The organism is Burkholderia sp. A9, from assembly GCF_000801975.1.
The window spans coordinates 1-22,275 of record NZ_JSZN01000031.1; the positions used below are offsets into that span (position 1 = coordinate 1).

Consider the following 22,275-nt stretch of genomic DNA (forward strand, 5'->3'; position numbering starts at 1 on the left):
TGTTTCCGCACCTGTCGATCACCGAGAACCTGACGCTCGCGCAGATCAAGGTGCTCGGCCGCGGCAAGGACGAGGCGGCGGAGAAGGGCATGAAGCTGCTCGATCGCGTTGGCCTGAAGGCGCATGCGCACAAGTTTCCGGGCCAGCTGTCGGGCGGCCAGCAGCAGCGGGTCGCGATCGCGCGCGCGTTGTCGATGGACCCGATCGCGATGCTGTTCGACGAACCGACCTCCGCGCTCGATCCGGAGATGATCAACGAAGTGCTCGACGTGATGGTCGAGCTCGCGCAGGAAGGGATGACGATGATGGTCGTCACGCACGAAATGGGCTTCGCGAAGAAGGTCGCCCATCGCGTGATCTTCATGGACAAGGGCGCGATCGTCGAGGACGACCGCAAGGACGATTTCTTCTCGAATCCGAAGTCGGATCGCGCGAAGGACTTCCTCGCGAAGATCCTGCACTGAGCGTTCGTGCAGCGCCTGCGCTGCATGCACGCTGATGAAAAAACCGCCTGGTCGAACACCGGGCGGTTTTTTTGGGCCGGCTGCCCGTCGCCCGCTGCCCATCGCCGGCTGTGCCGCCAATGGTGGGCGGGGCGACCGGGTCGCCGGGGGCCGTCGGGTCGAGCCGGGAACGCAGGTACCAGCCGTTTGCACGACGCCGGATGCCGCGCACGGCGATCGGGCGCGACCGTCAACGGTTCCGTCGTGTGGCGACGGGAAAAGGAGCGGGGAAGGGCGCGAGCGCGCGGGGCTCAGAAATCGATCGGGTCGTCGGCGTCGTCCGCGGCGCCGGCCGCAAGCGCCTCGCGACGCGCACCGCAGGGCGCGGACGCCGATGCGTCGAGCGCCGGGTTGCGCAGCTTCTCGAGCACGCGTTCGGGCACCGGAATCTGCATCCGCGCGGCGACGTCGCCGCACTGGAACATGATCAGCTCGCCCGGTTCGAACGAAGTCCAGACCTCGTTGTCGGTGAGCGGCTGCGTGGCGATCACCGCGACGCGATCCTCGGGCGTCGTGTATTTCGCGAAGTCGATCGACAGGTCTTCATCGACCAGATGCGCGGTCGAGAACGGCCAGCGCCGCACGAGGTAGTGCAGCCGCGTCGAGCAGTGCGCGAAGAGCGCCTGGCCGTTCGACATCAGGAAGTTGAACACGCCGTGATCGGTGATGCCGCGCGTCAGCTCGCCGACGCGCTCGAACAGCTCCGGCAACGGCGGCTGCGCGCCGGGGAACGCTTCGCGCAGCCCCTGCATCAGCACGCAGAACGCCTTCTCGCTGTCGGTCGTGCCGACCGGGTGGTAGACGCTGCCGTCGAGGTCGGGTTCGTAGTCCTGCAGATCGCCGTTATGCGCGAAGATCCAGTGCCGCCCCCACAGCTCGCGCATGAACGGGTGGCTGTTCTCGAGCAGGATGTGACCCTGCGTGGCCTTGCGGATGTGCGCGATCGTGTTCTTGGACTTGATCGGATAGCGCTTCACCATTTCGGCGATCGGCGACGTGGCCGAGGCCTGGTGGTCGATGAACAGGCGGCAGGCCTTGTCCTCGAAGAACGCGATCCCCCAGCCGTCGGCATGGTGATCGGTGAGGCCGCCCCGGGCCGCGAAACCTGTGAAGGAGAATGTGACGTCCGTCGGCGCGGCGCAGTTCATTCCTAGCAGTTGGCACATTTTACTTGGGGCGGGAGGCTGAAGCAGGGTAACGAACCGGGTGAACCCCGGTACAATGCGGGTTCTAGCATATCACCGAGCCTTGAGCGGTAAAAAGCGGATTCCGCTGACCGAAGGCCTCGTGTTGCGGTTTGCCGTCATTCGGCCCGCGCACGCGTGTTCCGGCCCCGTCGATCCCGCCGATTTCGCCGCTGACCAGCCCGTTCCTCACGACGCCTCCTATGACTGCCTCGAACGCTTCCTCTCCGGCGACGCTCACGCTCGCCCGTCCCGACGACCTGCACCTGCACCTGCGCGACGGCGACATGCTGGCCGCCGTGCTGCCGCACACCGCGCGCCAGTTCGCCCGCGCGATCGTCATGCCGAACCTGAAGCCGCCGGTGACGACCACTGCGCACGCGCAGGCCTATCGCGAGCGGATCCTCGCCGCGCTGCCGGCCGGGATGACGTTCGAGCCGCTGATGACGCTGTACCTGACCGACAACACGTCGCCTGACGAGATCCGTCGCGCGCGCGACAGCGGCTTCGTGCACGGCGTGAAGCTGTATCCGGCCGGCGCGACCACGAACTCCGACCACGGCGTCAGCGATCTCGCGAAGTGCGCGAAGACGCTCGAGACGATGCAGGAAACCGGCATGCCGCTGCTCGTGCACGGCGAGGCGACCGATCCGTCGATCGACGTGTTCGATCGCGAGAAGGTGTTCATCGACCGCGTGATGACGCCGCTGCGCCGCGATTTCCCGGGCCTGAAGGTTGTGTTCGAGCACATCACGACGAAGGACGCGGCCGACTACGTGCGCGACGCCGACGCGGCGCCGGGCCTGCTCGGCGCGACGATCACCCCGCAGCACCTGCTGTACAGCCGCAACGCGCTGTTCGTCGGCGGGATTCGCCCGCATTACTACTGCCTGCCCGTGCTGAAGCGCGAAACGCACCGTGTCGCGCTCGTCGAGGCCGCGACGTCGGGCAACCCGCGCTTCTTCCTCGGTACCGACAGCGCGCCGCACGCGCGCGACGCGAAGGAAACCGCGTGCGGCTGCGCGGGCTGCTACACGGCGCTGCACGCGCTCGAGCTGTATGCGGAGGCGTTCGACCAGGCCGGCGCGCTCGACAAGCTGGAAAATTTCGCGAGCCGCTTCGGCGCCGATTTCTACGGGCTGCCGCACAGCACCGAGACGGTCACGCTGCGCCGCGAGACATGGGAACTGCCGCGCGAGGTCTTCGCGGGCGATACGCCGGTCGTGCCGCTGCGCGCCGGCGAGACGATCGGCTGGAAGTTCGCGTGACCGGCACGCCGCCGCGCGGTGCCGGCCAGACGGCCGGCGGCGGTGCGGCGGCGTTCGCGCGGATCGACTGGTCCGCGCCGTGGCTCGCGCATTACGCCGAGCCGGGCCGCACGCTGCAGGCGGCCGCGCTCGCGGGCGAGGCCGCGCTGCTCGATGCATTGAACGGCGCGCTGCGCGACGGCGCTCGCGTCAGCGGCCGCGGCCGGCCCTTGCGCTTCGTGCCGCAGGCCGAGCTGCCGCCCGGCGTCGCGTACGAAACCCATATCGCTGACACCGGCGGCGTCCCGACCCGCCACAATCTCCACGACTTCTTCAATGCGCTCGTCTGGTTCGCGTATCCGCGCACCAAGGCCGCGCTGAACGCACGCCAGGCCGCGGCGATCGACGCAGCGGGCGGCGTCGGGCCGGTGCGCGGCACGCTGCGCGATGCGCTCACGCTGTTCGACGAGAACGCCGCGCTCGTCGTGACGGCCGATCGCGCGCTCGCCGACGCGCTGCGCGGCTTTGACTGGCAGCAACTGCTGGTGGCGGCGCGCGCCGCATGGGGCGTGCGCTGCGAGGCGCGGCTCGTCGGCCATGCGCTGCTCGAGAAGCTGGTCGTGCCTTACAAATCCTGCACCGCGCATACGTGGATCGTCGACGTGAGCGGCGACTATTTCACGTGGCCCGACGCGCAGCGGGCCGCGCACGTCGATGCATGGATTGCCGGCGCACTTGCGACCCGCGACCTGACGAGCCGCGATTTCTCGCCGCTTCCGGTGCTCGGCGTGCCGGGCTGGTGCGATGCGAACGTCGCTCCTGCGTTCTACGACGATCCGGCCGTTTTTCGCAGCGGCCGCCGCTCGCGCACTGCCGGCGACGGCGCGCAGTGCTAGAATGCGCGTCGCAAAGCAGGCCAGGCAGTCGCGGCCTCGCCGCCTTCGGGCAGGCGGGGGCGAGGAAAGTCCGGACTCCACAGGGCAGGGTGATGGCTAACGGCCATCCGTGGCGACACGCGGAACAGGGCAACAGAAAGTAGACCGCCGATGGCCCGGCGCAAGCCGGGATCAGGTAAGGGTGAAACGGTGCGGTAAGAGCGCACCGCGGCGACGGCGACGTTCGCCGGCACGGTAACCTCCACCCGGAGCAATTCCAAGTAGGCAGGCGCGCATTTTCGGATGCAGGACGGGGCCCCCGTCTCGTCTGCGGGTAGGAAGCTTGAGCGCGTCAGCAATGGCGCGCCTAGAGGAATGGCTGCCACGCGTTGCGCGCTTCGGCGTGCGGTGTGCACAGAATCCGGCTTATCGGCCTGCTTTGCGATTCGAATGCGAAAGGGCCGGCGCTCCGTGAGGAGCGCCGGCCCTTTTTTCATCTCGGCCCGCAGCGGGTTCAGACTGCGACGATGTCGAACGAATGCGTGAGTTCGGCCGTCTTCGCGATCATGATCGACGCGGAGCAATACTTGTCGTGCGACAGGTTGATCGCGCGCTCGACCGTGGCCGGGTTCAGGTTGTGGCCCGTGACGGTGAAGTGGAAGTGGACCTTGGTGAACACCTTCGGATCCTCGCTCGCGCGTTCGGCCTTCAGCGTGACCGAGCAGCCGGTGACTTCCTGGCGGCTCTTCTTCAGGATCAGCACGACGTCATACGCGGTGCAGCCGCCGGTGCCGACCAGCACCATTTCCATCGGGCGCGGCGCGAGGTTGTGGCCGCCGCCTTCCGGCGCGCCGTCCATCGCGACGAGATGCCCGCTTCCGGTCTGGGCCGAAAACGCCATGCCGTCCTGACCCATCCAGCTTACTTTGCATTCCATGCTTGCACTCCAGCGTTGCCTGATTCGGATTCGATCCGGCATTGTAGCCCGCTGCGCAACGGTCGGCTGATGCGCTGCAGGACGGGAAGCGCGGCGCCGGCGTGTGCGGTGCCCGGCGGGGCGCCGAGCGCCGATTTCCCTGCTGTCTTTAGGGGTTTTACTCTATATGCAGCTGGTTTCCAGCCGTGGCCATCTCTCTCAATTGTTTGATTTTAAAGAGAAATGAGATTTTTCCTGCGTCGTTCGCGAAATTTCGCATTATGGTTTTAGATTTCGCAATGCAAATTTTCTTGTGAAGTCAGCGACGCGTTCGTATAATGAGCCTCATTGGTTGTCGCGCTGCGGCAACCTCCGCATGTCTCCTCCACCCTCCTCCAAAGGTGGATTAAGCCCGAACCAGCCGTTCGGGCTTTTTTTCGTCCCATGCAAACATCGGCGCGCAGCTTGCGCGCCCCGACACCACGTATCGACGCCGGTTACGCGGGCCGTCGTGCGGCCGGTTGCGATGCCGCGCCTGGCAGCGTGTCAGTGGAATGTGCGGCCGGCGCGGGAGCGTGTGCGCCCGACGCATGGCCGTGGCCGCGCGCGCAGAAATGGCGTACCCGCTCGCGTACCGCACGCAGGCGGGCAATGCGATCCTCGGCATGGGCGCCGCGGGCGTCGGCGATACGGGCATCGAGGGCGTCGAGCTTGGCCTCGCAGCCGGCGCGGGCGGCGACGGCGGGTGCGCCGGCGGCCAGCAACGCGGCCGCCAGCAGGGGCGTAAGTCGTTGTTTCATCATGCTTGTTTGTTGTATTTTCGTGGTCGGCCGGTCTGGCGCGGCAAGGTCAGGTGCCGCGCGTCGATGGGTGCCGCTCCAGGCGCTCGGTTCGCCTGGTTTGCTCGGGGCACGACCGGATTCTGGCCCATTTCGGGGGGCGCCGGCACGAGACGTGGATTCTCTTTGACCGCGTTGCGGTATTTCCTTTATAATTCAGGGCTTTTCCGCATTCATGCCCACGGAAAAAGAACAGGGAGAGCCTGCACCGCGCCTCGAAGCGCACACAGACAAGCAGGAAGAACACATCGGGCAAAGCATTTTTTTTGGATCGATCATGAAGACGTTTTCCGCAAAAGCCCATGAGGTGACGCGCGAATGGTACGTGATTGACGCGACGGATAAGGTTCTCGGCCGTGTTGCCAGCGAAGTGGCACGCCGTCTGCGCGGCAAGCACAAGCCTGAGTTCACCCCGCACGTCGACACTGGTGATTTCATCATCATCATCAACGCGAGCAAGTTGAAGGTCACGGGCAACAAGACTCTGGACAAGAAGTACTACCGTCACTCGGGCTACCCGGGCGGTATCTATGAAACGACGTTCGGCAAGATGCAAGAACGCTTCCCGGGCCGCGCGCTCGAGAAGGCGGTCAAGGGCATGCTGCCGAAGGGCCCGCTCGGCTACGCGATGATCAAGAAGCTGAAGGTCTACGCTGAAGCTACGCATCCGCATTCGGCTCAACAGCCGAAGGCGCTCGAGATCTAAGGGGAGCCCACATGATCGGTAACTGGAACTACGGTACGGGCCGCCGCAAGAGCGCAGTCGCACGTGTCTTCATCAAGGCTGGCAAGGGCGACATCATCGTCAACGGCAAGCCCATCGCTGACTACTTCTCGCGCGAAACGTCGCTGATGATCGTGCGTCAACCGCTGGAACTCACGAACCACGGCCAGACGTTCGACATCAAGGTCAACGTCAACGGCGGCGGCGAAACGGGTCAGGCAGGTGCAGTGCGCCACGGCATCACCCGTGCACTGATCGACTACGATGCGACGCTGAAGCCGTCGCTGTCGAACGCGGGCTTCGTCACGCGCGATGCACGTGAAGTCGAGCGTAAGAAGGTTGGTCTGCGCAAGGCACGCCGCGCAAAGCAGTTCTCGAAGCGTTAATTCCGCTTCATGGCCTCGCCGCCTTCGGGTGGCGTCCGCCGGAAAAACCGCCAGCTTCTGCGCTGGCGGTTTTTTTATGCCCGCTTTTTGCCCGTGCCCAGGCCGCCGCCGCGGCAGCCCGCGCGGGCACGTTTGATGAAATCGACAAGAACCTATTGATTTCATGGACTTCAGCACGATCTTCTGATCGGCCCTACAATAGCGGCTAAAGCTTTTTGGAGAGTTCGAATGAACGCTGTTACCGAATCCGCAGCAACGACGACCGATATGCCGCTGCCGTTCGTCTTCACCGACGCCGCGGCCGACAAGGTCAAGCAACTGATCGACGAAGAGGGCAACCCCGACCTGAAGCTGCGCGTGTTCGTGCAGGGCGGCGGCTGCTCGGGCTTCCAGTATGGCTTCACGTTCGACGAGGAAGTCAACGAGGACGACACCGTGATGAACAAGAACGGCGTCCAGCTCCTGATCGACTCGATGAGCTACCAGTACCTGGTCGGCGCCGAGATCGACTACAAGGACGACCTCAACGGCGCCCAGTTCGTGATCAAGAACCCGAACGCGACCACCACCTGCGGGTGCGGTTCGTCGTTCTCGGTCTGAGCACGCGACAGTTTCGCGCCGGTTCGCCGGAATGAAAAACGGGGCTTCATGCCCCGTTTTTTTATGCCCGTGTGCGATGCGGCGCCCGTCGTATGGCGGGCATCGCTTCAGCGCGGATAGAGCGCGCCGAGCACGCGGTTGCCGGCGGCGCCGGTGACCGTCGCGAGATTGCCGGGCTGGCGCGCGGTGAAGCGGTACGCGAGCCACGCGAACGCGAGCGCCTCGACCTGCTGCGGCGGCACGCCGAGCGCGGCCGTCGTATCGACGGAGGCCGGCACGCCGGCCTCGTGCAGCGCGTGCCGGAGCGCGTCGAGCAGCACCGGGTTGCGAGCGCCGCCGCCGCAGACGAAGACGGCCTTGCAGCCCGATGCGTGTTTGGCGATCTCGCGTGCGACCGACACGGCGGTCAGTGCGGTGAGGGTCGCCTGTACGTCCTCCGGCGCAACTTGGGCGAACGCAGCGAGCTTCGCGTCGAGCCATGCGGGATTGAACAGGTCGCGACCGGTGCTTTTCGGCGGCGGCGCGGCGAAATACGGCTCGTCGAGCAGCACGTCGAGCAGCGGCGCGTGCACGGTGCCGCGCGCGGCGAACTTGCCGCCGTCGTCGTACGGCTTGCCCAGATGGCGGGTCGCCCATTCGTCGAGCAGCGCGTTCGCGGGGCCGCAGTCGAAGCCGCGCACGTCGCCGCCTTCGCCCGGCAGGATCGTGATGTTGCTGATCCCGCCGAGATTGCAGACGACGCGTGTTTCGCCCGGCGCACCGAACACCGTCGCATGGAACGCCGGCGCGAGCGGCGCGCCGTGGCCGCCGGCGGCCACATCGCGGCTGCGGAAATCGGCGATCACGTCGACCTGGGTCAGCTCGGCGAGCAGCGCCGGATTGTTGAGCTGCCGCGTATAGCCACGCTCGGGGCGATGGCGCACCGTCTGGCCGTGCACGCCGATCGCGCGGATCTCGTCGCGCGACAGCCCGGCCGTGCGCTGCAATTCGTGGCAGCACACCGCGTAGCGCGTGACGAGCGCGTTCGCCGCGAGCGATTCGCGGTCGATCTCGTCGTCACCGGGCTGTTGCAGCGCGAACAGCGCGTCGCGCAGCGATTGCGCAAAGCCGACGAACGCTTCCGCGAGCACGACCGGCGCGCGGCCGGTTTCGAAACGCACGGCGACGCCGTCGACGCCGTCCATGCTGGTTCCCGACATCAGCCCGAAGTAGATGCCGTCGGCCGGATGGGCGGGTTGCGGATGTCGTTGCGGCACGTTGGGTTCTCCTGGATCATGCGGCGCGGGCCGGTTCCGCGCGCCTTGCGCCCGATTATCCGCGCAACCTGACGCGTCGTTAAGCGATGCACGCGCAAGTTATGGGAAAATCCCTGTCTTTGCGACATTCTTCCCGGCACCGATGAGCACCGAACCCAGTTCCAAGCCTGTTTTCCCGATCACCGACGAAGTCCGGCATGCGCTCGCCGTCACGAAGCGCGGCGTCGACGAGCTGCTGATCGAGGAAGAGTTCGCGCAGAAGCTCGCGCGCAGCGCGGCCACCGGCACGCCGCTGCGCATCAAGCTCGGCCTCGACCCGACCGCGCCCGACATCCACATCGGCCATACGGTCGTGCTGAACAAGATGCGTCAGCTGCAGGACCTCGGCCATACGGTGATCTTCCTGATCGGCGATTTCACGTCGCTGATCGGCGATCCGTCGGGCCGCAATGCGACGCGTCCGCCGCTCACGCGCGAACAGATCGAATCGAACGCGAAGACCTACTTCGAACAGGCCGCGCTCGTGCTCGACCGCGACAAGACCGAGATCCGCTACAACAGCGAATGGTCGATGCCGCTCGGCGCAGACGGGATGATCAAGCTCGCGTCACGCTACACGGTCGCGCGGATCCTCGAACGCGAGGACTTCACGAAGCGCTTCCAGGGCGGCGTGCCGATCTCGATCCACGAATTCCTGTATCCGCTGATGCAGGGCTACGACTCGGTCGCGCTGAACGCCGATCTCGAGCTCGGCGGCACCGACCAGAAGTTCAACCTGCTGGTCGGCCGTGAACTGCAGAAGCAGTACGGCCAGGAACAGCAGTGCATCCTGACGATGCCGCTGCTCGAAGGCCTCGACGGCGTCGAGAAGATGTCGAAGTCGAAGGGCAACTACGTCGGCATCAGCGAGAAGCCGACCGACATGTTCGGCAAGCTGATGAGCATCTCGGACACGCTGATGTGGCGTTACTTCGAGCTGTTGTCGTTCCGCAGCCTGGACGAGATCGCCGGCTTCAAGCGCGACGCCGAAGGTGGCCGCAACCCGCGCGACTTCAAGGTGCTGCTCGCGCAGGAAATCGTCGCGCGCTTCCACTCGCAGGCCGATGCCGAGCGTGCGCTGGAGGACTTCAACCACCGTGCGAAGGGTGGCGTGCCGGACGATATCCCGTCGATCACGCTCGCGGGCGCGCCGCTCGCGATCGGCCAGTTGCTGAAGCAGGCGGGCCTCGTGCCGTCGACGAGCGAAGCGCTGCGCAACATCGAGCAGGGCGGCGTGAAGATCGACGGTGCGACCGTGTCCGACAAGGGCCTGAAGGTCGAGGCCGGCGAATTCGTCGTGCAGGTCGGCAAGCGCCGCTTCGCGCGCGTCACGCTGACCGCATGATCGCGCTGATCCAGCGCGTGAGGCGTGCCGACGTGCGCGTCGGCGACCGCACGACGGGCGAGATCGGCGCGGGCCTGCTCGCGCTGGTCTGTGCGGAGCGCGGCGACACCGAGGCCGCGGCCGACAAGCTGCTCGCGAAGCTGCTCGGCTATCGCGTGTTCAGCGACGCGGCCGGCAAGATGAACCTGCCGGTGTCGAACATCGACGGTGCTGGCGGCGCCGGCGGCCTGCTGCTCGTGTCGCAGTTCACGCTGGCGGCCGATACCAACAGCGGGCTGCGGCCGAGCTTCACGCCGGCCGCGCCGCCCGACGAAGGTGCGCGCCTGTTCGGCTATTTCGTCGCGGCCGCGCGCGAGCGCCATCCGGTCGTCGAGACGGGCGAGTTCGGCGCCGACATGCAGGTGTCGCTCGTCAACGACGGCCCCGTGACGTTCTGGCTGCAAGTGCGGCCCTGATTCATTCCCGGAGACGCGCCGCGATGGCCACCACGCAGATTCTCTTCATTCGCCATGGCGAGACGGCCTGGAACCGCATCAAGCGCATCCAGGGCCATATCGACATTCCGCTGGCCGACACGGGCCTCGCGCAGGCGCAGCGGCTGGCCGCGCGACTCGCGCGGGAAGCGCGCGACGGGCAGCGGCTCGACGCCGTCTATTCGAGCGACCTGATGCGCGCGCAGCAGACCGCGCAACCCTTTGCCGATGCGCTCGGGTTGCCGCTGCGGTTGCGCGAGGGGCTGCGCGAACGGGCGTACGGGGTGTTCCAGGGGCATGACAGCCCCGAAATCGAGACGCTGTTTCCGGACGCCTACGCCGCCTGGCAGACCCGCGACCCGGGCTTCTCACCCGACGGCGGCGAGTCGCAGCGCGAGTTCTATCACCGCGTGCTGCATGCGCTCGAGCCGATCGTCGCCGCGCATCCGGGCGGCCGGATCGCGTGTGTCGCGCACGGCGGCGTGCTCGATTGCGTGTACCGCTTTGCAAACGGTCTCGACCTGTCGGCACCGCGCAGCTATCAATTGCTCAACACGAGCATCAACGTCGTCGATTACGTCGACGGCCACGCGCAGGTCGTGCAATGGGCCGACGTGTCGCATCTGGACGCCGCGAGCGACGACGACGGGTATCGCAAGGTACTCTGAGCCGATTGCACCGGCCCCGCCCGGCGTGACCGGCCGGGGCCGCCTTCTGCGTCACGCTTGCTGCGGCAGTGCGTGGTGCGTCTTGTAGTCGAGCGCGTACGCGATCTTGCCCGGCTTGTCGGCCGTGATCGGCTGGCGCAGCTTGTCGAATTCCCCCTTGCTGTACTTCTTCCCGCCGTTGATCGCATCCGCGCGGCCGAGATCGGCGCCGGTCTTGCCGTCGATCACGGGGTCCGTGGTCGCGACCATGCGCGTCGACGCGTTCCACACCGCGTTCAGCAGCGTGCGGTCGCGGGCGTTCGCGTCGGTGGTCGTGCACGTGTAGCTGGCCGGCTCGCGCAGCGTCGATTGCGCGGTGTAGCTGCTCGATGCGACGCCGCCGAAGCCTTCGTCCGCGCGGAAGTCGTCGAACTTCTTGTCGGGCTGCAGTTCGTAGCGGCGGAGCTTGTAGTCGATCTGGTCGCAGCCGATCGCGCCTTGCGTCGGATGGAGATCGCCGAGCGTCACGTCGATCAGCTCGCCGGCACGGGCGGCTCTCCATTTGCCCGCTTGCGGTGCGACGGTCGCGGGCGGCGTGGGTGTCGCCGTGTTGCCGCCGGACGGCGTTTGCGCGTCCGTGCGTGCGACGGCGGTGACATCGCCGGCTCCGCATGCGGTCAGGGCGAAGACGGTGGTCAGGCTGGCGGCGAGGGCGAAACGGATCGGCAGGCGTGGTATCGCGGGCATCGGGTGTCGGTCGGGTGGGCGGGACACCGCGCGGGTCACGGACAGGCGGGACGAGCTGGACGTGCGAGCGTGCGCAGTTGCAAGCCAGTCAGCTTGTCACAAGTATTCGACGGCAAATTGAAATGATATGAAGTGCAGGATCGTCAGGCGGGCGGAGTGCCGTCGGGCGGTGGCGCGGCTGCGCGGCGGCGTGCGCGTTTCGACGCGCCGTTGACGAGCGCCCAGCGCAGCACGGGGGCGACTGCCCGCACCCCGGGCCGGACCACCGCGCGTCGCAGCGGCGCGAACGTCGACACACCGAGCATGCGCTGCGCCCAGGGTGGCAGCAGATCGATTCCCGCATGCATGATCAGCGACGCGGCTGGCCGCAGCACGGGCGTTGCAACCGGCACGTTCAGCAGGATGTCCATCACCTCGAAGGTGTGCGGCCCGGCTTCGAGTTCGGGCTGCATGCGCGCGAGATAGGCTGCTACCTCGGCCCGTGAGCGAGGCACCCCCCGGGCGCCGAGCAGTTCGGCGATCAATGCCGTTTCGGCGTAGTAGCCGTCCTGCTGCTCGCCCGACAGCGACGGATTCACATACCGCAAATGCGCGGCGAGGAAGCTCGATACTTCCGCGACATGCACCCAGGTCAGCAACGCCGGATCGTCGGCCCGGTACGGCCGGCCGTCGGGCGCGGTACCCGAGATGCGCGCGTGGATCGTTTTCACGCGCTCGATCAGCGCGAGTGCGTCCGCGCGGCTGCCGAACGTCGTGCCCGTGATGAACGTGGCGGTGCGCCGCAAGCGGCCGAGGATGTCGGTGCGAAACGACGAGTGATCCCAGACGCCCGCGAGCGCGAGCGGATGGAGCGCCTGCAGCAGCAGCGCGGCGATGCCGCCCGTCATCATCGACGTGAAATCGGCATGCACGCGCCAGCAGATGGCGTCAGGGCCGAACAGCCCGGGGTCTCCAGGCGGCGACGAGAGATCGATCGACGGACCGCCACCGCCCGTCGTCAGGTGCGTGACGCCGGCCACGAGCCGCTTGCGGATCGGTTCGACCCAGCGCCGGCCCGGAGCGGGCGCGGCTGGGTGAGGGCTGGGCGGCGTGGTCATGGCTGGGCTGACTCGGACGGCCGGCTACTTCCCGGCGGGCGTGTCCAACGTCCCGCGGTCGGCGTCGCCGGTATCGGGCGCGGAGAGCCCGAAGTGGCGATAGGTGAGCAGCGTCGCGATGCGCCCGCGCGGCGTGCGCTGCAGGAAGCCCTGCTGGATCAGGTACGGTTCGAGTACGTCCTCGATCGTGTCGCGCTCCTCGCCGATCGCCGCGGCGAGGTTGTCGATGCCGACCGGGCCGCCGTCGAACTTGTGCAGGATCGCCTCGAGCAGCTTGCGGTCCATCAGGTCGAAGCCGACCGGATCGACGTCGAGCATCGCGAGCGCGGCATCGGCGACGGCCGCGGTGATCTGGCCGTCGGCCTTCACTTCCGCATAGTCGCGCACGCGGCGCAGCAGCCGGTTTGCGATCCGCGGCGTGCCGCGCGAGCGCTTCGCGATTTCCAGCGCACCGTTCGGATCGATCTGCGCGTTCAGCAGCGACGCCGAGCGCCGCACGATGCGCGACAGCTGATCGGCGTTGTAGAACTCGAGGCGCGCGACGATCCCGAAACGGTCGCGCAGCGGGTTGGTCAGCATCCCCGCGCGGGTGGTCGCGCCGACCAGCGTGAACGGCTGCAGGTCGAGCTTCACGCTGCGCGCGGCCGGGCCTTCGCCGATCATGATGTCGATCTGGTAATCCTCGAGCGCCGGATACAGGATTTCCTCGACGACCGGCGACAACCGGTGGATCTCGTCGATGAACAGCACGTCGTTCGCTTCGAGGTTGGTCAGCAGCGCGGCGAGGTCGCCCGCGCGCTCGAGCACGGGGCCCGATGTCTGGCGCAGGTTCACGCCCATCTCGCGCGCGATGATGTGTGCGAGGGTGGTCTTGCCGAGGCCCGGCGGCCCGAACAGCAGCACGTGGTCGAGCGGCTCGGAGCGGCGCTTCGCGGCCTCGATGAAGATCTCGAGCTGGCCTCGCACCTTTTCCTGGCCGACGTAGTCGTCGAGCTGGCGCGGCCGCAGCGCGCGTTCGAACACCTCTTCGTGCGACGAGGCGGGCGTGGCGGCGATGATCCGCTCGGCGGCGAGTTTGTCGGTTTCAATCATGCGGCCATTGTACCGCGCACCGTCACGCGGCCGAACTGGCCGAACGGCCGACTGGCGCACGCCGCACCGCGGCGCGACACTGGCTTCGACAGCCGGGTCGGGCGGCCGTTACACCTTCGACAATGCCTTGAGCGCGAGCTTGATGCCTTCGGACACGCCGGTGCCGGCCGGCACGTTCTTGATCGCGGCGAGGCCTTCCTTTTCGGAGTAGCCGAGCGCGAGCAACGCGTTGAGGATGTCGGTCGCGTGATCGGACGGCGACGCGGCGCCGGCGAGCGCGCCGAGGTCCGCGCCGAGCTTGCCCTTCAATTCGAGCAGCAGGCGCTCGGCGGTCTTCTTGCCGATGCCGGGCAGGCGCGTGAGGCGCGCGGCGTCCTGCATCGTCACGGCCTGCGCGAGCTCCTGCACGCTCATGCCGGACAGCACGGCAAGCGCCATGCGCGCGCCGATGCCGGTGATCTTCAGCAGTTCGCGGAAGGTCGTGCGCTCCTGCGGCGTGAGGAAGCCGTACAGCAGGTGCGCGTCCTCGCGCACGATCTGCTGCGTGAGCAGCACGACACGCTCGCCGGTTTGCGGCAGGTTGTAGAAGGTGCTCATCGGCACGTCGATTTCGTAGCCGACGCCGTTGCAGTCGACGAGCAGGTGAGGCGGGTTCTTTTCGAGCAGGATGCCGGCGATGCGACCGATCATGGATGGCGGGATGCGAGGAAGAAAGCGCGAGTGTAGCGCAGGTGCGGCGCGATGCCGATGGGTTGGCCGTCAGGTCAGGGCGATGCGCCGCGCGTGCGCGGCGTGGGCCGATCACGCGGGCAGGGCGGTTGCGGACGTCACGCGTGCGACGCGCGTGACCACGCGTCGCGCCGGGCGATTGCGTGCCGTCGTGTCAGCCGACGAGCCGCCCGCGCCGCACGCGCAGCCCTTTTTTCGCGAGCGCCGGCGCTAGGCCGCCGATCGTGCCGAGCGTATTGCCGCTGTGCGCGTGGCAGATCGCCATCCCGAGCGCGTCGGCCGCGTCGCTGCCGGGCTGGCCGGACAGGTTGAGCAGCCGCGTGACCATCTCCTGCATCTGCGACTTGGTCGCACGGCCGTAGCCGACGACGGCCTGCTTCAGTTGCAGCGCGGTGTATTCGGCGACCGGCAGGCCGCCGGAGACGAGCCCGCAGATCGCAGCGCCGCGCGCCTGGCCGAGCAGCAGCGTCGACTGCGGGTTCACGTTGACGAACACCTGTTCGATCGCGGCCTGGTCGGGCGCGTGTTCGCGCACGAGCGTCGATACGCCCTGGAAGATCGTGCCGAGCCGGGTGGCCAGGTCGGCCGTGGGCGTGCGGATCACGCCGCTCGCGACATAGGCGAGGCGGTGGCCGCTGACGTCGATGACGCCGAAGCCGGTGACGCGCAGGCCGGGGTCGATGCCGAGAATTCGCATGAGTGAGGAGAAAAACCTGATGCAGCGATACTACAACGAATGGTGTGCGGCGCCGGCCGCACGGTCGCGAGCGCCGGCGCCGCGCAATAAAAAACCCGGCGGGTGCGATGCCGCCGGGTTTGCGTGCAGCAGCCGCGCGGGCCGCGTGCGATCAGTGACGGAAGTGACGCACGCCCGTCAGGACCATCGCGATGCCGTGCTCGTCGGCTGCCGCGATCACTTCGTCATCGCGCATCGAGCCGCCCGGCTGGATCACGCAGGTCGCGCCTGCCGCCACGACGACGTCGAGACCATCGCGGAACGGGAAGAACGCATCCGACGCGACGGCCGAGCCGGCCAGCGTCAGGCCCGCGTTCTGCGCCTTGATGCTCGCGATGCGTGCGGAATCGACGCGGCTCATCTGGCCTGCGCCGACGCCGAGCGTCATGCCGTTGCCGCAGAACACGATCGCGTTCGACTTCACGTACTTCGCGACGCGCCATGCGAACAGCAGGTCGTCCATTTCCTTCGCCGTCGGTTGGCGCTTCGTGACGACGCGCAACTCGCTCGGCTGCACGTTCTTCGAATCGAGCGACTGCACCAGCAGGCCGCCGCCCACGCGCTTCAGGTCGAACGCGTTGTGACCGTCACCCAGCGCGATCTCGAGCAGGCGCACGTTCTGCTTCGCGGCGAACACCTGCTTCGCGGCGTCCGAGAACGACGGTGCGATCAGCACTTCGACGAACTGCTTCGCGACAGCCTGCGCGGCCGCTTCGTCGACTTCGCGGTTGAACGCGATGATGCCGCCGAATGCCGACGTCGGGTCGGTCTGGAATGCCTTCGCGTACGCGTCGGCCGAGTCGTTGCCGACCGCGACGCCGCACGGGTTCGCATGCTTGATGATCACGCAGGCCGGCGCGTCGAACGTCTTCACGCATTCCCACGCCGCATCCGAATCGGCGATGTTGTTGTACGACAGCTCCTTGCCCTGCAGCTGGCGGTAGTTCGCCAGCGCGCCGGCCGGCGTCGCGAGGTCGCGGTAGAACGCCGCGCTCTGGTGCGGGTTCTCGCCGTAGCGCAGGTCCTGCACCTTGTCGAACGCCATGTTCAGCGTGGCCGGGTAAGCGCTGCGCGATGCGTGCTGCAGCTCGTCGGTCAGGCTCGTCAGGTAGTTCGTGATCGCGCCGTCGTATTGCGCGGTGTGCGCGAACACCTTCGTCGCGAGGCGGAAGTTGGTCGCGTAGCCGATCGCGTTGCCGTTTGCCTTCATTTCGTCGAGCACGACCGCGTAGTCGGCCGGATCGACGACGACCGTCACGTCGCGGTGGTTCTTCGCGGCCGAGCGCAGCATCGTCGGGCCGCCGATGTCGATGTTCTCGATCGCGTCGGCGAGCGTGCAGTCGTCCTTCGCGATCGTCGCGACGAACGGATACAGGTTCACGACCAGCAGGTCGATCGTCGGGATGCCGTGCTGCTCCAGCGCCTGCATGTGCTCGGGCAGGTCGCGGCGGGCGAGGATGCCGCCGTGCACTTTCGGGTGCAGCGTCTTCACGCGCCCATCGAGCATTTCCGGGAAGCCCGTGTAGTCGGCCACTTCGGTCACGGGCAGGCCCGCGTCGGCGAGGAGTTTCGCGGTGCCGCCGGTCGACAGCAGCTTGACGCCGAGGTCGGACAGCGACTTCGCGAAGTCGACGATGCCGGTCTTGTCGGAAACGGAAATGAGCGCTTGCTTGATCATGATGGAACCACCAATAGCCAGGGAAACGGGGACGGGACGGCTGCCTACAGCAGGCCGTGCTGCTGCAGCTTCTTGCGCAGCGTATTGCGATTGATGCCGAGGTACTCCGCGGCGAGCGACTGGTTGCCGCCGGCCTGTACGAGCACGACCTCGAGCATCGGCTTTTCGACGCAGGACATCACCATTTCGTAGACGTCGTGCGGATTGGAGCCGTCTAGATCCCGGAAATACACGTCCAGGCTCTCGCGGACACATTGTTCGATGTTGTGCTTGCTCATGCTGCTAACTGGTTATGGTCGTCCGACTCGCCCTGGCCGTTTTCCTCTTCGTCATCGACGTAGACGAGGTGGTCCGACAGCGCCTTTTGCGCCTCGAAGAAAGCATTGACGGCGGCGAGCTGCTCGCGGGTGGAATCGAGCGTGTTCATCCTGTGCCGGAACCCGTTGGCGCCGGAAAGGCCGCGAGTGTACCAGCCGATGTGCTTGCGCGCAGTACGGACGCCCGTGAATTCACCGTAGAACGCGTAGTGGTCTTCCAGGTGTTCGTTCATCACGTGCTGGATCTCGTCGATCCGCGGCGGGGGCAGCAGTTCGCCGGTTTGCAGGAAATGATCGATTTCACGGAACAGCCACGGCCGACCTTGCGCGGCGCGACCGATCATCAGTGCATCGGCGCCGGTCGCGTCGAGCACGGCCTTCGCTTTCGCCGGCGACGTGATGTCGCCATTCGCGACGACCGGGATGCGCACGGCCGCCTTCACGGCCGCGATCGTGTCGTACTCGGCGTCGCCGCGGTACAGGTCGGCGCGCGTGCGGCCGTGCACGGTCAGCATCGAGATGCCGGCCGCTTCGGCGAGGCGCGCGACCGTGATCGCATTCTTGTGATCGCGATCCCAGCCGGTGCGGATCTTCAGCGTGACGGGCACGGCATCCGGCCCCGTGCCGACCGCCGCGACGACGGCCTCGACGATCCGCTGCACGAGCGGCTCGTTCTGCAGCAGCGCGGAGCCGGCCGCGACGTTGCAGACCTTCTTCGCCGGGCAGCCCATGTTGATGTCGATGATCTGCGCGCCGTTGTCGACGTTGTAGCGGGCCGCTTCGGCCATCATCGCCGGATCGGCGCCGGCGATCTGCACCGCGATCGGCTCGACTTCGCCCTCGTGGTTCGCCCGCCGCATCGTCTTCGCGCTTTTCCACAGCTGCGCATTGGACGCAACCATCTCGGACACGGCGTACCCGGCCCCCAGCCGCTTGCACAGCTGGCGGAACGGACGATCCGTCACCCCGGCCATCGGGGCGACGAACAGGTTGTTACGCAAAACGTGAGGGCCGATAACGGGCATCGCAATGGCACCGCCCGCGGGCACAGGGCGTCGCGGGCAAAAAAGGGCGGAGGGAAAACGGGTATTTTACCGTATTCCCATGCCCCGCCGATTTGACCCGGTTTGGGGGATGCGGCTGGGCGCAACGCGCGGTGCGCCGCGCGTCAGTTGCGCTGGCCGAACATCATCTGGCGCGCGATCGCCTTCTTGAGCGGCGGCACGAATTCGAGCGCGGTGAGCGCCGCACCGCGCAGCAGCGGCAGGGGGCCGGCGTCGATCGTGAACAGGCGCGCGAGCGTGTCGGTCGCGCCGATCGTGAAGCGCCGGTCGAGCGCGCGCCGCGAATTGAAGGTCGCGAGCGCGGTCGCTTCGAAGCCTTGCGTGGATAGCGCATCGACGAGCGTATGCGCGTCGCGCAGCCCGAGGTTGAGCCCCTGGCCGGCGACCGGATGCAGCGTTTGTGCGGCGTTGCCGACGATCGCGAGGCGTCCGCTGACGAGGGTTTGCGCCGCGGTCAGCCCGAGCGGGAACGACGCGCGCCCCGCGATCGCGACGAACTGCCCCATCCGCTCGCCGAACGCCTGGCCGAGCTCGCGCAGGAACGCGTCGTCGGGAAGGGCGGCGCGGCGGGCCGCCTCGTCGGGCGTGCAGCACCACACGAGCGAATACTCGGCCTGGCGCGGGCCACCGAGCGGCAGCAGTGCGAGCGGGCCTTCGTGCGTGAAGCGCTCCCAGGCGACGTTCGGGCGCGGTGCCGAGACGGTGACCGTGCCGACGATCGCGGTCTGGCCATAGTCGCGGCGATGCTTGCCGGCGTCGGCCTGCTGTTCGTGGAACAGCCCGCCTTCGGCGTTGATGACGATGCGCGCGCGCAGCGTGCGCTCGCCTTGCGGGCCGTCGAGCGTCAGCGTGACGCCGTCGGCGTCCTGTTGCGGCGTGCGTGCGGTGGTCGAGGTGAGCCAGTCGACGCGCGTGCCGCGCACGGCCTGCGCGAGCGCCTGCACGATCGAGCCGTAGCGCACGACGTAGCCGAGCGCGGCGAGGTCGTGCTCGTCGCGGTCGATCAGCGTGCGGCCGAAATGGCCGCGCTGCGACACGTGGATGTGTTCGATCGGCGTCGCGTCGGCCGGCCATCCGAGCGTGTCGAGCAGCACGCGGCTGCCGTGCGACACGGCGATCGCGCGCGGGTCGTTCGCGCTCGCGGCCGGCTCGCGCGCGTCGATCAGCGCGATTGACGCGTGCTGCGTTGCGCTGCGTCGGGCGAGCCAGCCGGCGAGCGCGAGCCCGACGGGGCCCGCGCCGACGATGGCGAGGTCGTAGTCCGGCGTGGCCGGGGAGGAAGCGGTCGTCATCAGTGTTCGTGAAACGGGGTAACGGTCAACAGCAGATCAACGGCAGATCAACGGCAGATCAACGGCAGATCAACGGCAGATCAACGGCAGATCAACGGCAGATCAACGGCAGATCAACGGCAGATCAACGGCAGATCAACGGCAGATCAACGGCAGATCAACGGCAGATCAACGGCAGATCAACAGCAGATCACCACCGGGCCAACGGCGGCCCGGCATCGGCGCGATGGCAACCTGCGGCACGCTCACGCGCCGTGCGCCGCGCCCGCGCGCATCAGTGCCTCGATCTCGGCGGCCGCAACGGGCACGTCGCGCGTGATCAGCTCGCAACCATGCTCGCGCACGATCGCGTCGTCCTCGATGCGGATGCCGATGTTCCAGTATTCGGACGGTACGTCGTCGGCAGCCCGCACATACAGGCCCGGCTCGACGGTGAGCGTCATGCCGGGTTTCAGCGTGCGCCATGGCAGCGCGCCGTTGGCGTCGCGCGCGGCAAGCCGCTCGCGGTAGTCGCCGCAATCGTGCACGTCCATGCCGAGCCAATGGCCGGTGCGGTGCATGTAGAAGCGCGCGTACGCGCGCTCGGCGATCGCGTCGTCGACGTTCGAGAAGCGTGTCTTCGGGATGATGCCGGTATCGAGCAGCCCCTGGGCCAGCACGCGCACGGCCGCGTCGTGCGGCGCCTCGAACGGCACGCCCGCGCGCGTCGCGTCGATCGCGGCCTGCTGTGCGGCCAGCACGATGTCGTACAGCGTGCGCTGCGCGGGCGAGAAGCGCCCGTTGGCCGGGAACGTGCGCGTGATGTCCGACGCGTAGCCGTCGAGTTCGCACGCGGCATCGATCAGGATCAGGTCGCCGTCCCGCGCGGCCGCGTTGCCGGCCGGGTAGTGCAGCACGCACGCGTTCGCGCCGGCCGCGACGATCGAGCCGTACGCGGGCGCCTGCGCGCCGTGCTTGCGGAATGTGTATAGCAGCTCGGCCTCGAGTTCGTATTCGCGGATTCCCGGGCGGCACACCTGCATCGCGCGACGGTGCGCGAGCGCGGAGATGTGCGCGGCGCGCATCATGATCGCGAGTTCGTGCTCATCCTTCACGAGCCGCATGTCGTCGACGAGCGGCGTGAGGTCGAGCAGCGCGTCCGGCGCGGCGACGCCCGTGCGCGCCTGCGCGCGGACCGCGTCGATCCAGCCGGCCAGCTGGCGGTCGAAATCGGCCGATGCGCCGAACCGGTAGTGCACGGTGCCGGCGTCGGCGAGCAGGCGCGGCATTTCGGTGTCGATCACGTCGACCGCGTAGGCCGCGTCGAAGCCGAACGCATCGCGCGCGGCCTCGGGCCCGTAATGGAAGCCTTCCCAGATCTCGAGGTCGGGATTCTTCGCGCGGCAGAACAGGATCGATTCCGGCGCGCCGTGCGACGTGGCCGCGTTCAGCACGAGCACGGCATCCGGCTCGGTGAAGCCCGTCAGGTAATGGAAGTAGCTGTCATGCCGGTACGGATAGGCCGTATCGCGGTTGCGCAGCATTTCCGGCGCGGTGGGGACGATGGCGACGCCGCCGCCGGCGGCGCGCAGTGCGGCAAGCACGCGTTCGCGGCGCTGGCGGTAGACGTCGACGGCGATGGCGGTATCGATGGGCGCATTCATCGTGCGATTGTAGCGCCGCCGGACGCGGCGTGTGAGAGGGGAGGCTGCAAGCCGCGCGGGACGGGGCTCGGCGACGGCTGTTGCAAACCATCCACAGGCCGGACGGCCGATTTTCTACCCGACCACGTCGGCCGGTTATGATCGGCGACAACGTATACTCTCGGCGGTTCCCTTAAAAAGGCAGATGATGAAATTAATCGGTTCGCTCAGCAGCCCGTACGTCCGAAAGGCGCGGATCGTGCTCGCTGAAAAGAAGATCGACTACAAGCTGGAGCTCGAGAACGTCTGGGCGCCGGAGACGGATATTCATGCGTCGAATCCGCTCGGCAAGGTCCCGTGTCTCGTGATGGAGGATGGTGCCGCGGTGTTCGATTCCCGCGTGATTTGCGAATACGTCGATACGCTGTCGCCGGTCGGCAAACTGATTCCGCCGTCGGGGCGCGAGCGCGTCGAGGTGCGTTGCTGGGAAGCGCTGGGTGACGGCGTGCTGGATGCGGCCGTCGCGATCCGTCTCGAGCATACGCTTCGCGAAGAGGCGCAGCGCAGCGCGAGCTGGATCGCGCGCCAGCAGCGCAAGATCGACGATGGCCTCGTGGCGATGTCGCAGGGTCTCGGCGGCAAGACGTGGTGTGTCGGTAATCATTACTCGCTGGCCGACATCGCACTCGGCTGTGCGCTCGGCTACCTCGATTTCCGGATGCCCGAACTCAACTGGCGCGACCGTCATCCGAACCTCGACAAGTATTTCGCGAAGCTGTCGCAGCGGCAGACGTTCGCCGACACGCTGCCGCAAGCCTGACCCGCCGCCGGCTGCGTATCGAGCTGACAAAAGAAAAGCGCCCCGCG

General features: G+C 67.4%; 24 protein-coding genes and 1 other RNA gene. 11 read left to right on the forward strand and 14 right to left on the reverse strand.

Annotated features, from left to right (window positions below):
• Nucleotides 1–464: amino acid ABC transporter ATP-binding protein (locus PI86_RS13290; RefSeq protein WP_039323157.1), on the forward strand; the 464-nt coding region annotated here is incomplete at its 5' end.
• A 290-nt stretch (nt 465–754) separates the two neighbouring features.
• On the opposite strand, the gene PI86_RS13295 is transcribed toward PI86_RS13290, so the two are convergent.
• Nucleotides 755–1,669 carry a class II glutamine amidotransferase gene (locus PI86_RS13295; RefSeq protein ID WP_039323160.1) on the reverse strand — a complete coding sequence of 305 codons (915 nt, stop codon included), beginning with the start codon at nt 1,667–1,669 and terminating at the stop codon, nt 755–757.
• 221 nt (nt 1,670–1,890) lie between these two features.
• On the opposite strand from PI86_RS13295, the gene pyrC reads away from it, so the two are divergent.
• The 3 genes from pyrC to rnpB all read left to right on the forward strand — a co-directional run bounded on the left by pyrC (nt 1,891) and on the right by rnpB (nt 4,254).
• The gene (gene pyrC / locus PI86_RS13300; RefSeq protein ID WP_014898075.1) at nt 1,891–2,955 is read left to right on the forward strand and encodes a dihydroorotase; all 1,065 of its coding nucleotides are present in this window, start codon (nt 1,891–1,893) and stop codon (nt 2,953–2,955) included.
• Nucleotides 2,952–3,830, forward strand: coding sequence for a DUF3025 domain-containing protein (locus PI86_RS13305; RefSeq protein ID WP_039323165.1), 879 nt, complete (start codon nt 2,952–2,954; stop codon nt 3,828–3,830). Before pyrC ends, PI86_RS13305 begins: the two co-directional genes overlap by 4 nt.
• A gap of 12 nt (nt 3,831–3,842) precedes the next feature.
• An RNA gene (gene rnpB, locus PI86_RS15705) (RNase P RNA component class A) lies at nt 3,843–4,254 on the forward strand.
• 69 nt (nt 4,255–4,323) lie between these two features.
• On the opposite strand, the gene PI86_RS13310 is transcribed toward rnpB, so the two are convergent.
• Together PI86_RS13310 and PI86_RS13315 are read right to left on the reverse strand one after the other, a co-directional pair.
• Nucleotides 4,324–4,788 carry an OsmC family protein gene (locus PI86_RS13310; protein ID WP_080599404.1) on the reverse strand — a complete coding sequence of 155 codons (465 nt, stop codon included), beginning with the start codon at nt 4,786–4,788 and terminating at the stop codon, nt 4,324–4,326.
• A gap of 434 nt (nt 4,789–5,222) precedes the next feature.
• Nucleotides 5,223–5,528 (reverse strand): hypothetical protein, encoded by a 306-nt coding sequence (locus tag PI86_RS13315; protein ID WP_039323168.1) that lies wholly within the window; start codon nt 5,526–5,528, stop codon nt 5,223–5,225.
• Nucleotides 5,529–5,841: 313 nt separating this feature from the next.
• Here PI86_RS13315 and rplM point away from each other — a divergent pair, with 313 nt between their 5' ends.
• The 3 genes from rplM (at nt 5,842) to erpA (ending at nt 7,274) form a co-directional block, all read left to right on the forward strand.
• Nucleotides 5,842–6,270 (forward strand): 50S ribosomal protein L13, encoded by a 429-nt coding sequence (rplM, locus tag PI86_RS13320; RefSeq protein ID WP_009687896.1) that lies wholly within the window; start codon nt 5,842–5,844, stop codon nt 6,268–6,270.
• A gap of 11 nt (nt 6,271–6,281) precedes the next feature.
• Nucleotides 6,282–6,674 carry a 30S ribosomal protein S9 gene (rpsI, locus tag PI86_RS13325; RefSeq protein WP_011883283.1) on the forward strand — a complete coding sequence of 131 codons (393 nt, stop codon included), beginning with the start codon at nt 6,282–6,284 and terminating at the stop codon, nt 6,672–6,674.
• A 228-nt stretch (nt 6,675–6,902) separates the two neighbouring features.
• Nucleotides 6,903–7,274: an iron-sulfur cluster insertion protein ErpA gene (gene erpA / locus PI86_RS13330; protein WP_006759918.1), complete on the forward strand. Its 372-nt coding sequence runs from the start codon at nt 6,903–6,905 to the stop codon at nt 7,272–7,274.
• Nucleotides 7,275–7,381: 107 nt separating this feature from the next.
• On the opposite strand, the gene PI86_RS13335 is transcribed toward erpA, so the two are convergent.
• On the reverse strand, nt 7,382–8,530 hold the full coding sequence (locus tag PI86_RS13335) for an anhydro-N-acetylmuramic acid kinase (RefSeq protein ID WP_039323188.1): 1,149 nt from the start codon (nt 8,528–8,530) through the stop codon (nt 7,382–7,384).
• Nucleotides 8,531–8,672: 142 nt separating this feature from the next.
• On the opposite strand from PI86_RS13335, the gene tyrS reads away from it, so the two are divergent.
• From tyrS to PI86_RS13350, 3 genes are read left to right on the forward strand one after another with little or no spacing between them, the layout of a single operon-like run.
• Nucleotides 8,673–9,914 (forward strand): tyrosine--tRNA ligase, encoded by a 1,242-nt coding sequence (gene tyrS, locus PI86_RS13340; protein WP_039323191.1) that lies wholly within the window; start codon nt 8,673–8,675, stop codon nt 9,912–9,914.
• Nucleotides 9,911–10,369: a D-aminoacyl-tRNA deacylase gene (gene dtd / locus PI86_RS13345; protein WP_039323194.1), complete on the forward strand. Its 459-nt coding sequence runs from the start codon at nt 9,911–9,913 to the stop codon at nt 10,367–10,369. Before tyrS ends, dtd begins: the two co-directional genes overlap by 4 nt.
• Nucleotides 10,370–10,392: 23 nt before the next feature.
• On the forward strand, nt 10,393–11,055 hold the full coding sequence (locus PI86_RS13350; RefSeq protein WP_014898068.1) for a histidine phosphatase family protein: 663 nt from the start codon (nt 10,393–10,395) through the stop codon (nt 11,053–11,055).
• A gap of 51 nt (nt 11,056–11,106) precedes the next feature.
• Here PI86_RS13350 and PI86_RS13355 read toward each other — a convergent pair whose 3' ends face one another.
• From PI86_RS13355 to PI86_RS13400, 10 genes are all read right to left on the reverse strand, one after another.
• Nucleotides 11,107–11,781 carry a ParB-like protein gene (locus PI86_RS13355; protein WP_039323197.1) on the reverse strand — a complete coding sequence of 225 codons (675 nt, stop codon included), beginning with the start codon at nt 11,779–11,781 and terminating at the stop codon, nt 11,107–11,109.
• Nucleotides 11,782–11,924: 143 nt separating this feature from the next.
• Complete coding sequence (locus PI86_RS13360; protein ID WP_014898066.1) at nt 11,925–12,878, reverse strand: oxygenase MpaB family protein; 954 nt, start codon at nt 12,876–12,878, stop codon at nt 11,925–11,927.
• 24 nt (nt 12,879–12,902) lie between these two features.
• Nucleotides 12,903–13,970, reverse strand: coding sequence for a Holliday junction branch migration DNA helicase RuvB (ruvB, locus tag PI86_RS13365; protein WP_039323202.1), 1,068 nt, complete (start codon nt 13,968–13,970; stop codon nt 12,903–12,905).
• A gap of 108 nt (nt 13,971–14,078) precedes the next feature.
• On the reverse strand, nt 14,079–14,660 hold the full coding sequence (gene ruvA / locus PI86_RS13370) for a Holliday junction branch migration protein RuvA (protein ID WP_014898064.1): 582 nt from the start codon (nt 14,658–14,660) through the stop codon (nt 14,079–14,081).
• Between the two features lie 193 nt (nt 14,661–14,853).
• Nucleotides 14,854–15,396, reverse strand: a complete 543-nt coding sequence (gene ruvC / locus PI86_RS13375; protein ID WP_014898063.1) for a crossover junction endodeoxyribonuclease RuvC — start codon at nt 15,394–15,396, stop codon at nt 14,854–14,856.
• A 151-nt stretch (nt 15,397–15,547) separates the two neighbouring features.
• Nucleotides 15,548–17,113 carry a bifunctional phosphoribosylaminoimidazolecarboxamide formyltransferase/IMP cyclohydrolase gene (gene purH / locus PI86_RS13380; protein WP_039323206.1) on the reverse strand — a complete coding sequence of 522 codons (1,566 nt, stop codon included), beginning with the start codon at nt 17,111–17,113 and terminating at the stop codon, nt 15,548–15,550.
• A gap of 44 nt (nt 17,114–17,157) precedes the next feature.
• Entirely contained in the window at nt 17,158–17,391 is a 234-nt protein-coding gene (locus tag PI86_RS13385) for a Fis family transcriptional regulator (RefSeq protein WP_006476892.1), read from the reverse strand.
• Nucleotides 17,388–18,455 (reverse strand): tRNA dihydrouridine synthase DusB, encoded by a 1,068-nt coding sequence (dusB, locus tag PI86_RS13390; protein WP_039323227.1) that lies wholly within the window; start codon nt 18,453–18,455, stop codon nt 17,388–17,390. Before dusB ends, PI86_RS13385 begins: the two co-directional genes overlap by 4 nt.
• 143 nt (nt 18,456–18,598) lie before the next feature.
• Nucleotides 18,599–19,786 carry a UbiH/UbiF/VisC/COQ6 family ubiquinone biosynthesis hydroxylase gene (locus PI86_RS13395; RefSeq protein ID WP_039323218.1) on the reverse strand — a complete coding sequence of 396 codons (1,188 nt, stop codon included), beginning with the start codon at nt 19,784–19,786 and terminating at the stop codon, nt 18,599–18,601.
• A gap of 245 nt (nt 19,787–20,031) precedes the next feature.
• Nucleotides 20,032–21,429: an aminopeptidase P N-terminal domain-containing protein gene (locus PI86_RS13400; RefSeq protein ID WP_039323221.1), complete on the reverse strand. Its 1,398-nt coding sequence runs from the start codon at nt 21,427–21,429 to the stop codon at nt 20,032–20,034.
• A gap of 184 nt (nt 21,430–21,613) precedes the next feature.
• Here PI86_RS13400 and PI86_RS13405 point away from each other — a divergent pair, with 184 nt between their 5' ends.
• The gene (locus PI86_RS13405; protein ID WP_039323224.1) at nt 21,614–22,228 is read left to right on the forward strand and encodes a glutathione S-transferase family protein; all 615 of its coding nucleotides are present in this window, start codon (nt 21,614–21,616) and stop codon (nt 22,226–22,228) included.
• Nucleotides 22,229–22,275 lie beyond the last annotated feature (47 nt).